General features: G+C 52.4%; 12 protein-coding genes. All 12 read right to left on the bottom strand.

All coding sequences use genetic code 11. The features are described from left to right. Window positions 1-76: 76 nt before the first annotated feature. Complete coding sequence (locus JJU47_RS02155; RefSeq protein WP_228615899.1) at window positions 77-1,147, bottom strand: ABC transporter substrate-binding protein; 1,071 nt, start codon at window positions 1,145-1,147, stop codon at window positions 77-79. Then, window positions 1,144-1,938, bottom strand: a complete 795-nt coding sequence (locus JJU47_RS02160) for an ABC transporter permease (protein ID WP_228615900.1) — start codon at window positions 1,936-1,938, stop codon at window positions 1,144-1,146. The genes JJU47_RS02155 and JJU47_RS02160 overlap by 4 nt, the downstream gene beginning before the upstream one ends. Continuing rightward, window positions 1,935-2,756 (bottom strand): ABC transporter permease, encoded by an 822-nt coding sequence (locus JJU47_RS02165; RefSeq protein ID WP_228615901.1) that lies wholly within the window; start codon window positions 2,754-2,756, stop codon window positions 1,935-1,937. Before JJU47_RS02165 ends, JJU47_RS02160 begins: the two co-directional genes overlap by 4 nt. Then, complete coding sequence (locus tag JJU47_RS02170; RefSeq protein ID WP_228615902.1) at window positions 2,743-3,849, bottom strand: ABC transporter ATP-binding protein; 1,107 nt, start codon at window positions 3,847-3,849, stop codon at window positions 2,743-2,745. Before JJU47_RS02170 ends, JJU47_RS02165 begins: the two co-directional genes overlap by 14 nt. 16 nt (window positions 3,850-3,865) lie before the next feature. Continuing rightward, window positions 3,866-4,405 (bottom strand): helix-turn-helix domain-containing protein, encoded by a 540-nt coding sequence (locus JJU47_RS02175; protein WP_228615903.1) that lies wholly within the window; start codon window positions 4,403-4,405, stop codon window positions 3,866-3,868. 161 nt (window positions 4,406-4,566) lie between these two features. Continuing rightward, window positions 4,567-4,836: a YfhJ family protein gene (locus JJU47_RS02180; protein WP_228615904.1), complete on the bottom strand. Its 270-nt coding sequence runs from the start codon at window positions 4,834-4,836 to the stop codon at window positions 4,567-4,569. After that, on the bottom strand, window positions 4,833-5,147 hold the full coding sequence (locus JJU47_RS02185; protein WP_228615905.1) for a YfhH family protein: 315 nt from the start codon (window positions 5,145-5,147) through the stop codon (window positions 4,833-4,835). The genes JJU47_RS02180 and JJU47_RS02185 overlap by 4 nt, the downstream gene beginning before the upstream one ends. Before the next feature lie 68 nt (window positions 5,148-5,215). Next, window positions 5,216-6,391: an RtcB family protein gene (locus tag JJU47_RS02190; RefSeq protein ID WP_228615906.1), complete on the bottom strand. Its 1,176-nt coding sequence runs from the start codon at window positions 6,389-6,391 to the stop codon at window positions 5,216-5,218. A gap of 13 nt (window positions 6,392-6,404) precedes the next feature. Further along, entirely contained in the window at window positions 6,405-8,450 is a 2,046-nt protein-coding gene (locus JJU47_RS02195; RefSeq protein ID WP_228615907.1) for an ABC transporter ATP-binding protein, read from the bottom strand. 23 nt (window positions 8,451-8,473) lie between these two features. Continuing rightward, window positions 8,474-10,198: an ABC transporter ATP-binding protein gene (locus tag JJU47_RS02200; protein WP_228615908.1), complete on the bottom strand. Its 1,725-nt coding sequence runs from the start codon at window positions 10,196-10,198 to the stop codon at window positions 8,474-8,476. Between the two features lie 316 nt (window positions 10,199-10,514). Then, entirely contained in the window at window positions 10,515-12,155 is a 1,641-nt protein-coding gene (locus JJU47_RS02205; RefSeq protein WP_228615909.1) for an L-lactate permease, read from the bottom strand. 49 nt (window positions 12,156-12,204) lie between these two features. Next, a complete protein-coding gene (gene recX, locus JJU47_RS02210) occupies window positions 12,205-13,017 on the bottom strand; it encodes a recombination regulator RecX (protein ID WP_228615910.1) in 813 nt (270 codons plus the stop codon). Window positions 13,018-13,097: the final 80 nt, after the last annotated feature.

Genomic DNA, 13,097 nt, shown 5'->3' on the forward strand with positions numbered 1-13,097 from the left:
ATTTGCGACAGTCTTAAACGACAATGCCACCATACACAATGCCACGTCCCGCCCACCATGGTGAGCGGGACTTCTTTTATTTACTCTGCATTTTGAAGCGCAAATACAACTCGTTGTAATACGCGTTCATCCGCTTTCCTAAGTTCTCATATACTTCGAGCTCATCCGTCACATCACTCGACGGGTAGAAACGCTCATCCGTGACGACTTCTTCGTCTAGAAATTCGAGTGCGGCCTGGTTCGGCGTCGAATAACCGACGTAATCCGTATTGCGCGCCGCGATTTCAGCGTCGAGCATGAAGTCGATGAACTGGTGGGCCCCTTCGACGTTCTGAGCCGTACTCGGAATGACGAGGTTGTCGAACCAAAGATTCGTCCCTTCTTCCGGGATGACGTACGTCAACTCTTCGTTCTCGTACATAATCTCCGAAGCATCACCTGACCAAACGACGGCAGCCGCGGCTTCGCGGTTCGCCATGAGCATCTTGATCTCGTCACCGACGATGGCTTTAATGTTCGGCCAAAGCGTCTCGAGTTTCTTCTCGGCCTCGAGCAACTCGTCTCGGTCAGTCGTATTGAGGGAGTAACCGAGTGAATTGAGCCCGAAGCCCATCACTTCGCGCGTTCCGTCCGCGAGCAAAATATCGTTCTCGAGCGGCATGTCCCACAAGTCGTTCCACGACGTGATCTCACCGTCTACGAGTTCCGGGTTATACACGATGCCGACCGTCCCCCAAAAGTATGGGACCGAGTACGTGTTCCCCGGATCGAACGACTTGTCGAGGAAACGCGGGTCGATATTATCGAAGTTTTCGAGTTGCGTGTAGTCGATCGGGATGAGCAAATCGTCCTCAATCATTTTGCTGATGGCATAATCCGACGGGACAGCAATATCGTAGGCCGTTCCGCCTTGCTGGATTTTCGTCAGCATCGCCTCGTTCGAGTCGAACGTTTGATAGATGACTTTCAATCCGGTCTCTTCTTCAAACTCATCAATCAACTCTTCATCGATATAATCGCCCCAGTTGTAGACGACGAGCGTATTGTCCCCGCCGAACCCCTGCGCCATGTTGATTTGATAAATCCAAAACAAGATCCCGAAACTGACGACGACTGGCGCCGTCAACATGATGACTAATTTTTTCATCGTCTTACCTCCTTCGCCCCACGTCGCGCGAGTACATAATACCCGATGACGAGAAGGAGCGTGAACAAGAACAGAAGCGTCGACAAGGCGTTGATTTCAAGCGAGATCCCTTGACGGGCACGCGAATATACCTCAACGGCAAGTGTCGCGAAGCCGTTGCCGGTGACGAAGAACGTGACCGCGAAATCATCCAATGAATAGGTGAGCGCCGTGAAGAAACCGGCGAAGATGCCCGGTGTGATATACGGCAAGATGACTTTCGTGAGCACATCCCACGTACTCGCCCCGAGGTCGCGTGACGCATCGATGAGCGTCGGGCTCATCTCTTGCAACTTAGGCAGCACGAGGATGACGACGATCGGGACCGAGAAGGCGATATGGGCCAACAGTACCGAGTAGAATCCGAGTTGAATGCCAAGCATCGTGAACAAAATCAAGAACGACGCCCCGATGATGACGTCCGGGCTGACAATCAACACGTTGTTGAGCGACAGAAGTGACGTCTTCGTATACTTTTGTTTCGCCGTGTAAATGGCGAGCGCCCCGATGACACCGAGTACGGTCGAAATCGTCGCCGAGAGCAACGCGATCACGATCGTATTCAAGACGATGATGAGGAGACGCGTGTCCGTGAAGAGTGACTCATACCACTCGAGCGTGAAACCTTCGAATCCGCTCATCGTGCCGCCGCTGTTGAACGAGTAGACGACCAAGTACAGGATCGGTGCGTACAGGATGAAGAACACCGCCATCAAATAGAGATTGGCCAATTTGAATTTTTTTCGTTTCATCGACGCACCGCTCCTTTCGCACCCCAGTCACGCGTGATGACCATGACGAGCACCATCGCAAGAATTAAGAACACGGCAATCGTCGAGCCCATGCCCCAGTTTTGCGTGACGAGGAATTGTTGTTCAATCGCCGTCCCGAGCGTGATGACTCGGTTCCCGGCAATGAGACGAGTGATCATGAACAGGGACAGCGCCGGGATAAAGACGATTTGAATCCCGGATTTGACGCCGTCGAGCGTCAACGGGAAGATGACACGACGGAACGTCGTCCAGTTCGAGGCACCAAGATCGCGCGACGCATAGACGAGCGACGGGGGCAGTTTCTCGATGGCGTTATAAACGGGCAAAATCATGAACGGAATAAAAATATAGACCGAGACGAAGACGAAGCTGAAATCCGTGAACAGGATTTGCTGGGTGCCGATCCCGATTGCCTCTAAAAACTGGTTCGTGATTCCGTACGTCCCGAAAATCCCAAGGAACGCATATGCTTTCAACAACAGGTTGATCCATGACGGCAAGATGATGAGAAGCAACCATAACTGTTTATGCTTCGTCTTCGTCAACAAGTAAGCCGTCGGATAGCCGATGAGGAGCGAGAAGAACGTGATTAAAAACGCGTACCAAAACGACGACAGCGTCATCGTCAAATACGTCGGCGTGAAGAAGTTGCGGTAGTTCTCTAAACTTAAATTTCCTTCGATATCAAAAAACGAGTAATACAAGACAAGGAACAGCGGCGCGATGACGAACAGGGCGATCCACACCCAATATGTCGTCAAATAGACCGTCTTCGCCGTTTGACTAGTTCGATTCATGGGCGACCTCCTCGTACGATTCGAGGCGACGGTCAAACTCTTCCTCCGTCTCCCCTAGACGCATAACGTGAATCGCTTCTTCGTCGAACGTCAGTCCGATTTTCGATCCGACGACCGATTTCTTCGTCGAGTGGACGAGCCATTCGTTTCCTTCTTCGTCATAGCAGCAAATCTCATAATGGACGCCACGGAACAGTTGCGAATCGACGTCGACGACGAGTTTTGCCGCGTCCATCGACGTCATCTCTAAATCTTCGGGGCGAATGATGACTTCTACGTTCTCGTTGCGGTCAAACCCTTGGTCGACACAGTTGAACGTCTTGCCGGCGAACGTGACGACGTTGTCCTCGAGCATGACGCCCGGAACGATGTTCGATTCACCGATAAAGTCGGCGACAAAGCGGTTGATCGGTTCGTCATAAATATCCGTCGGCGTCCCGCTTTGAACGATCTGTCCGTGATTCATGACGAAAATCTCATCCGACATCGCGAGCGCTTCTTCTTGGTCGTGCGTGACGAAAATGAACGTGATGCCGAGACGTTGCTGAAGTTCACGAAGCTCATATTGCATCTCGGTGCGCAGTTTCAAATCGAGCGCCGAGAGCGGTTCATCGAGCAAGATGACTTCCGGCTCGTTGACGATGGCACGGGCGATGGCGACACGTTGGCGCTGTCCGCCTGACATCTCATCGATCTCTCGTGACTCGTAGCCGACCAAGTTGACGAACTTGAGCGCCTGCTCGACTTTCGTCTTGATCTCTGCTTCCTTCATCTTCTTGATGCGAAGACCGAAAGCGACGTTCTCGAACACGTTCAAGTGAGGGAAAAGGGCATAGTCTTGAAACACCGTGTTCACTTGACGTTTGTTCGCCGGCACGTCATTGATCCGCTTCCCGTCAAAGTGAATGTCTCCATGAGAAGCCTCGGTAAATCCGGCGATCAGACGGAGAATCGTCGTCTTCCCGCAGCCGGACGGTCCGAGCAACGTATAGAACTTGCCTCGCTCAATCTCGAAACTGATATTTTCTAAGACGACCGTGTCGTCATAACGTTTCGACACGTTGTCAAAACGGATAATCGTTGCTTCGTTCATCTCATTTCCTCCTTGTTTATAAATATGAATGTGTCGCCACAACGAGACACTCACTCTCACCTTCGTAATCGTTGACGAGTTGGTGCGAGTCCGATGCGACGTAGTAAAGGGTTTCCCCCGCCTTGGCGAAATACGTGTGATTCCCAAGCTTTAAAGCGACCCGTCCCGATAAGACATAGACGAACGTCTCCGCACGTGAAGGCTCGTACCGCTTAAATTCACCGCGCTTAGAGAACGTCAGTAAAATTGGCTCCATCTCTTTTTCATTCGATTCCGGGATCAGCCACTCGGTCCGGTACTTGCGTTCCTCATCGACGTAAACGGTCCGGTCGTCCTCGGTATAAACGACTTTTTGAAAGATCTCTTCATCGAAAAACTCTTTCGGAGAACAACCGAGCACTTCCAACAAGTCAAAGAGCGTCTCGAGCGAGGGCGAGCTTAAATCCCGTTCGATTTGCGAGATGTACCCTTTGCTCAAATCGGTCCGTTCCGCCAGCTCTTCTTGCGTCAATCCGTTTTTGACACGGAGACGCTTCATTTTTTGACCGACTTCCAAGTCGCGTTCCTCCTTTCGACTTTGCGGCAAGTTTAGTGAAAGATGATTCCAACTAAAGAAAGTTTATAAATACTTAACTACAAAGCAAACAAATAGCGACTTTTATTATAACCAACTGTATCATGTTTTCAAGTAAAAAATCACGCCGATTCGGCGTGATTTTAATGGAGGTCGCGTTTAGACATCAGATGCTTGAATTTTTCGTTTTTCGTTTGGAACAAATGCAACTGGGGCCCGTACGCATCAATTTGTTGGACGACGTATTGAAACGATTTCGCTTCTCCCGGATACGGTTCGCCGGCGCGGGCAAGCGTCGTTTCAAAATCCTCCCATAGCACTTCGACCCACGTCAACGCTTCAAGCTCGCTGAGGACGTCGTTCTTTTCTTTTAAAATCTTGGCCAGACGTTCATACTGCTCAGACCGGTTCATGGCGTCACCTCCGACAACTCAGAGAGCGGAATCGCATGCTCCATCACTTCACCTTCAAACGTCCCCCACCCCATGACACCGTTGACGAATTTCAAACGGAACGGTCGATTGTTATAGTTGACGATATACGTCGTTCCTGGTTTGAACGACTTCGGATCGACCAAATAACTTTCCGCGATGGCGATGCGACGCAACACGACTTCAATCTCGCTCACCATCCCCATCTGCTCGGCTTTGCGCTTCCGTTCATGGAGCGCCCGAATCTCTTGTTCGAGCTCATACTTCGATAAGTCACTCAATCGTTTTTCCATTTCGTTCACCTCACTTGTAGCGTATCAGATTTTCCAAAGAAAAGAAAAAGGCGAAACTGAAACAATGTTCAGTTCGCCTTGAAGTTGTATAGCGGTTTGATCACTTGATCGATCGTCACCGCCGGTTCAATATAGCGGACGATTTCTTTCATCGATTTATAGACGAACGGCGACTCGTCGAGCGTCGACGGCCGAACAGATGTCGACCAGACACCTCTCATCGTCTGTTTGAACTCATTGAAGTCGACGCGTTTTCGTGCCGCCGAACGAGACATGACACGTCCCGCCCCGTGAGGTCCTGAGAAGTTCCAATCCGGGTTGCCTTTGCCGGTACAGATGAGCGAACCGTCGCGCATATTCATCGGGATGATGACACGCTCACCGTCCTTAGCCGAGATGGCCCCTTTTCTAAGAATCATCGCCTCGTGGTCGATATAGTTGTGCACCGTATCGAATTGATCGACGACGTTCCAGTTCATCGCCTCGACAATGACGTCCGTCATGGCGAGACGGTTGGCCGCCGCGTACTGTTGCGCGATGCGGACGTCGTGCATATAGTCTTCCATCGCGTCCCCTTCGACGTAGGCAAGGTCACGGAACTTCGAGCGGGCCGCTTTTTCTTGTTCGAGGTACGACAGGATATCGCGTTCTCGGCCGGCCGCTTTCAAACGTTCAATCTCTTGTTTCACGTCCGCCGTGCTCATCATCTGCTCGATGGCCCGCTGTTGATAGTGATCGGCGATTTGAACGCCGAGATGACGTGAGCCGGAGTGAATGACGAGAAACGTCCGTCCCCCGTCTTCGTTCACTTCAATGAAGTGGTTACCCGATCCGAGTGTCCCGACGGAACGCAAGGCGCGGTCGAGTTTGAACGGGGCGCGGACGTCTTCTAACGGGAGCGCCGCCGCATAAGCGTGCGCTGTGTCTCGGATATTCATCCCGCTTGGTACGCGTTGACGGATGACATCGTCCAATCGTTGAAAATCGATCCGCTTCGCCTTGATTTCCGTGCAGAGCATCCCGCATCCGAGGTCCACACCGACGAGGTTCGGCACGACTTTATCGTGAATTGTCATCGTCGTCCCGACGACCGAACCTTTGCCCGCATGCATGTCCGGCATGATTCGAATCGTTGCGCCTTCTGTGAAAGGTTGGTCGACGAGCGTTTGCAGTTGCGAACGCGTCACGTCGTCCATTCGTTCATTGAACACTTTGGCTTGGTTATACTTTCCGATGATTTCCATAGGAACTCCTTTCTCAACTGATGGCTTGTTGCTTGCTTTGCAACTCATGCATCCGGGCGTAAACGCCACCGAAGGCGATGAGCGACTGATGGTTACCCCGTTCAATGATGTGACCGTGGTCGAGAACGAGGATTTGATCGGCTTCACGAATCGTCGACAATCGGTGGGCGATGACAAACGTCGTCCGCCCTTTCGTGAGTGTCTTGAGCGCTTCTTGGATGAGCGCTTCCGTCTCCGAGTCGACGCTCGCCGTCGCCTCGTCTAAGACGAGGATGGCCGGATCGAAGACGAGGGCACGGGCGAAGCTGATCAGCTGTCGTTCCCCGCTCGAGAGCGAGGCACCGCGCTCGATGACCGGCTCGTCAAGCCCTTGTGGCAGCTGTTTGACGAAGCGGTCGGCACCGACGGCGGTCAACGCTTGCCATATCCGTTCGTCTGAGATCGTCTCGTCACCGAGCGTCACGTTCGTTTTAATCGATCCTGTAAAGAGGAACGGGTCTTGCAACACGATGCCGAGATGGTCACGGACGGCTTGCGTCGGCAGTTTCGTCACGTCCATCCCGTCGATGTTGAGCGTCCCTTCCGACGGGTCATAGAACCGCATGAGCAAGTTCATGATCGAACTCTTGCCGCTGCCGGTGTGACCGACGAGGGCAATCGTCTCGCCTGGCGATGCGTGGATATCGATATGTTGCAACACCGGTTTTCCGGCCTCATAGCTAAAGGATACATCTTTAAATTCGACTTCTCCTTTGAAGCGCGGGATCCGTTCCATGGACACGTCTTCGCCTTCTTCGTCGAGCAGTTGGAACATCCGGTCGGCCGAGACGAGCGCTTGTTGCAATGGTGACAACTGGTTCATGATTTGCGTCACCGGCTCAAAGATTCGTGACACGTAATCGATGTACGCGTACAAAATCCCGAGTGTGAGCACGCTGCCGGTTCCGAGTGTCTGTGCACCGACGACCCAAATGAGGAGGGCGAGCGCCATGTTGCGGAAGAAGTTGACTAAGTTATGCGACATGAGCGCATCGAGTTTCAATAGCTTCCGTCGTGTTTGGAAGTTATCACTGTTCTTCTCGTTGAACTCGTCATACACGAGGTCTTCTTTCACGTACGATTGGATGATTGGCATCGTCTGAATGCTCTCATTCAACTGGGCGTTCATGTCGGCGACGAGCGCACGGACACGGAAGTTGTTTCGGGTCGACAAACGCTGGAACAATTTGATCCAGACGATGACGACCGGGATGATGATGAGCGAGACGAGACCGAGGCGCACGTCTAGGAAGAACATGGCGATCAAGACACCGATCATCATGACGACACTTTGGAAGACGCGCGCGAGCACGCCTAAATACAAGTCGCGAATCGTCTCGGTGTCGTTCGTGACCCGGCTGACGATTTTTCCGATCGGGGTCTGGTCAAAGTAACGGACCGGGATCGTCTGTAAGTGCCGCATGACGTCGAGACGCATCGTCTTGACAATCGTGTGGGCCGAACGTTGGAGGAGCATCTGTTGCCCCCAGTTCAATCCGGCCGCGATGAGAAGCAAGACGATATACAGGGCGGATAATGTGAGCACAGCCCGAAGATCCGTCTCATAAAACTGGAACACGTCCGCCGACGAGAGCGGGACGATGTTCTCGTACGTCGCCGTCTCCTCACTTCGTGTGATCGTGAGGACACCGCCGTCAACTTCCCGGATACCGCCGCTCATGACGGCGTCGGGAACGAGATAATATCCCTCTGCCGTCTGGACGATCGAGACGGGACGGACGATCGGCTCACCGTCGAGTCTCGGTTCTTTCTCATAAGAATTTCCGTCGAACGTGACGCTTCCGCCCGATTCGACTTGGACCCAATCGCGCTCGATGGCGACGATATGGTCATCGATGATGATTTTGGCAATATACGGTCCCGCGAGTTCCGCGCCGACCGCTAAAAAGAGTAACAACAGACCGAGGAAAATCGAGCGCTTCACTTGTTTGGCATAGCCGACGAGCGAGCGGATCGTCTTTTTCCTGCGGACTGGATCTAGTTCATATTGATCGATCATGAGAGATTCCCCCTTTTCCCGGATTACTCCGTCTCTCCTTGTCGAACGTATTGTTCGTAGTACCAACCGCGTCGTTCCATCAGTTGGTCGTGCGTACCGCGTTCCGTGACGCGCCCGTCTTGCAAGACGAGAATCTGGTCGGCATGGGCGACGGCGGACAATCTGTGGGCGACGATGAACGTCGTCTGTTCAGCCCGGCTCGTGCGTACCGAGTCAATGATGCGCGCTTCCGTTTTCGCATCGACCGCCGAGAGCGAGTCGTCGAGCAATAAAATTTCTGGATTTTTGAGCAAGGCACGCGCAATCGACAGACGCTGTTTCTGTCCGCCCGACAGCATGACACCTTGCTCGCCGACGACTGTATCGAGCCCGTTCTCTAAATGCTCGATGTCCGTGTCGAACGCAGCGAGTCGGATCGCCGTTTGAAGCTCGGCTTCCGTCGCCTCGTTCGACCCGAACAAGATGTTGTCACGTACCGTCTTCGAGAATAAGAGATGCTCTTGAGACACGTAACCGCTCCATCCCCGTACCGTCTCAAGTTTGATGTCTGAGATCGGCACACCGTTAATGAGAAGCGAGTCATCGATCGGATACTCACGGATCAACTGACGCAAGAGCGTCGTCTTCCCAGCTCCGGTCGGTCCGACGATTCCAATCGTCTCGCCGCGTGAAACGTGTAAGACGATGTCCTCGAGCGAGGGACGATTCGCCCCTGGGTACTCAAACGTAAGAGATTTGAACGTGATTTTCTCCGGCGTCTCCATCTCGACGGAACCGCTCGAGACGACGTCCGGCTCTTCGTTCATCGTGGCCTCGATCCGCTCAAGGCTCGCCGTTCCACGTTGGACGACGTTGATCAATTCCCCGAACGCATACATTGGCCAGATGAGCATCCCTAAATAAATGTTGAACGAGACGAGCTGTCCGAGCGTGATGTCATTCGTGAAAACGAGATACGTGCCGAACGACAGGCCGATCAAATAACTGAGTCCGACGAGTAACTTGATGACCGGTTCGAACAAGACATCGATTTTAGCGACGTGCATGTTTTTCGCCATGACGTCGTCCGTGATCGTGTCGAACTTTTTCGTATCCGCCTCTTCTTGGACGAACGAGCGGACGACGCGAAGTCCTGAAATCGACTCGACGACTTGGTCGTTCATGTCTCCGAAAGCGTCCTGTGCCGCCGTAAAGCGAGCGTGGATTTGTCGGCCGAGCTTGTTCATCGACCAAGCGAGGAGCGGCATCGGCAACAGTGCTGCGAGCGTCAGTTTCCAGTCAATGAACACTCCCATGATGGTGAGGGCGATGAGCGTCATGTTGAACGAGTCGACGAGCGTCATGACACCGAACCCCGCCGTCCGTTCCACCGCTTTCAAATCATTCGTCGCGAGCGCCATCAAATCGCCCGTGCGATGTTGCTGATAAAACCGCGGCGTCTGACGGAGCAAGTGACCGAAAAAGCGTCCCCGTAGTTTTTTCTCGAGCAAGAACGCCGTGCCGAACAGGCGAGCGATCCATAAATACGACATGACGTACGATAAGACCATGATACTGAGCAACGACCCGACGATAACGATCAACCGTTCCGTCGTCAAACTCCCTTCGCGGATCGCATCGATTGCCTGACCGATGATCCACGGCGGAAGCATATCGACGAACCCGGTGATGATCAGTAAGATGATGGCGATGATGTACGTCCGTTTTTGTCTTTTAATAAACCAATCCAATTGTTTAATCAGTTTCACGACTGATTTCCCCCTTTCGTCCTTTCAATGCACGCAAAAAAGCGCACCTCACCTGATTGTGCAACCAATCGGATGAAGTGCGCTTGACAGTCTTCAGTCTTTTGCATGGTCAGGGAAAGGACACTACCCCTATCCAGCTGCCCGTTTAAGCAGTCAAATAAGAGTAGCCATATGATGTTGTGTGTGTGCGTTGTAGTGTTGTGATGTACTTCATCATGCTGGCTCCTCTCGTTTCATAGTTTTAAAATCTACTAAAACCTTAGCAGACTGTTCAGAAAATTGTCAATATTATTTTGTAAAGATTTTGTAATTTCTTTTAGTTCATGAAGAATGTCGCAAGGATGACACCGACAATCCCTGTCGCCGTGACGTAATAAATCATCGGCATGAGCGTGTAGCGGATAATCGTTCCTTCTTTTCCGAGGAGACCTGCGACCGAGGCGACGGCGACAACGTTCAAGACGCAAATCATGTTCCCGGCGTTCGCCCCTGCCATCTGCATCGACAAGGCGAGCGTCTCGCTCATTCCGACCGAATCAGCGACACTCGTCGTCAAGCTCGAGAACATCATGTTCGAGAACGTGGCCGATCCAGACACGAACGATCCGAGCGCCCCGATCCACGGTGCAACGATCGGCCAGACGCCGCCGAACGTATCGGCTGCTGCTGTCGCGAGTTCGACCGGCATCGACGCAAGACCGGCTCCGCCGTTCTCCGAGTGGATGAAGATACGAACCATCGGTACCGACGCTGCGAGTGTGATCAGCGTTCCACCGATTCCGAGCGTCGTCGATTTGAACACCGACGCCACTTGTGACCAGCTCATGTTGTGCAAGAAGAACGTCGCAATCATCGTCAAGATGAACATGAAGCCTGGTGAGTAGAACGGTTCCCATGACGTTGAGATGCCTGTCACTCCTAAAATATCAGGGAGGTTGATGCGGACGCTTCGCGTCAATTCGTTCAAGAACGGTACCGTCCGTGTCAAGATGAGGAAAATCGTCAAAATCAAGTACGGCGCCCAAGCTTTCCACTGTGGAAGTTCGCGCTTCCCTGTCTTGACGGTCGGCTGTTCTAGCGGCTCGTCAAGCTCATCGACATAACCGTCAAACGTCCATACACGCTTCGGCATCAGGATGCCTTTTTTCGCCATGGCGACCAAGATGACGAGGCCCGTCAAGCCTCCGAGCATACCACCAAACTCAAAGCCAAGGACGAGCGTCCACAAATAGGCCGGTACGCTATAGACGAGTGCTGCGACAAGCGCGATCGGCAATACTTCGAATGCCGGTTTCACTGATTTTGCTTTACTGAAGAAGCGCGTCAGCATCAAAATCAAGATGAACGGGATGAATAGCCCGACGGCCATGTCAATAAGTACCGTCTGCAAGACCACACTCGTCAAAAATTCGATTGCCTCAGGCTGGCTCACGTCGAGCGAGAGACCGTTCCCGATTCCGATCAAAGCTGGCGTCCCGACCGCACCGAACGTTACGGCTGATACATCGGCCGACAAGGCGATGACGACGGCCGCAATCGGCGGAAAGCCGAGCGCGATGAGAAGCGGAGCCGCGACCGTGGCCGGCGTCCCGAATCCTGATGCCCCTTCAATGAACGAAACGAACAGCCAACCGACGATGAGCACTTGGATTCGCGGGTCCGGGGTGATCGTGACGAAGCCGGAACGGATGGCGTTCATTCCGCCGCCTTCCCGCATCGTATTCATCATTCCAATCGCACCGTACACGATCCAAGCGGCCGTGATGGCGATGACAAGTCCTTGTAAAATTGCTGCCGTGATTTGTGTGACATCTAGCTGCCACACGAAGAAAGCGAGAAGTGCTGTTAACACGAGCGAGAGCGGCATCGCAACCGATGCCGGTAAACGCATAATGACCAATAAGACGAGCACGGCCACAATCGGCATCAGTGCTGTAATCCATTCGAAAATCGTCAATGTAGACCCACCTTTTCAGATTTATCCCCTACCGTAAACCGATGTCCCATTACGATTGTTCTTCCGCGAGCCTTTCTAAGGCACGTTCGATCACATCGTACGGAAACCCTTTGCGCCGAAGCTGCATCTTCATGCGCTGTTTCCGTTCAAACGCATCGTAACTGCTATACTTCCGATTCAACTTTTCGGCTTGTGTCAGACAGGCCGCAAGCTCGACGTCCTCATCCTCGTTTTCCCAAAACGTATGAATCGCCTCTGAAATGATATCAAACGTGAAACCCCTTTGCATTAGGGTTTGTTGAATTCTTTGTTGCACTTCTGTGGCAGAACGGCGATTTGTTTCCATTTGTTTCCTTTTCACGAACTTTCCGGCCTTTTCGAGCTGGTCTTCGTGTGAAATCGATGCGATGACGTCTTCAATCGTGTTCGGGTCGATCCGAAGCTGCGTCAGTTCGCGCTTGATTTTGATCGGTCCGCTCGGGCTCGTGTTGAACTTCGTTTGAACATACGCTTTGGCGAACTCGGCATCGTTCAAGTAGCGTTGTTCTTTTAACCGTTCGATGACATGTTTGATAGCGGACTCGCTTACTTCTTTCTTCATCAAATAGTCATGCACCTCTGAAACGGAACGCATTCGGTACGACAAATAGTTGACGGCTGCTTTATATGCTTTCTGTTGTTCTTCTGCCTCGAGGACGTCACGAACAAAATTGTCTTCGAGCTCCATGCCTCGTGTCAATCCGTATTTGATGAAGACATCGACATCGATGGCAAAGGCGAACTCTTCCCGCCCCTCTTTCTCGACAAAGACGTTCAAGCGGTCTTTGTTCTTCTGTTGCGTCGTAAATTTAGCAATTTTCACAAAAACCCTCCTTTTCCTAGTTCTAACATATCACGTTCCCCGTTCGAGAAGGATTTTTGATAAGTTAGAAGAAAGGGTAT

The organism is Exiguobacterium sp., assembly GCF_020832205.1.
Classification (GTDB): domain Bacteria; phylum Bacillota; class Bacilli; order Exiguobacteriales; family Exiguobacteriaceae; genus Exiguobacterium.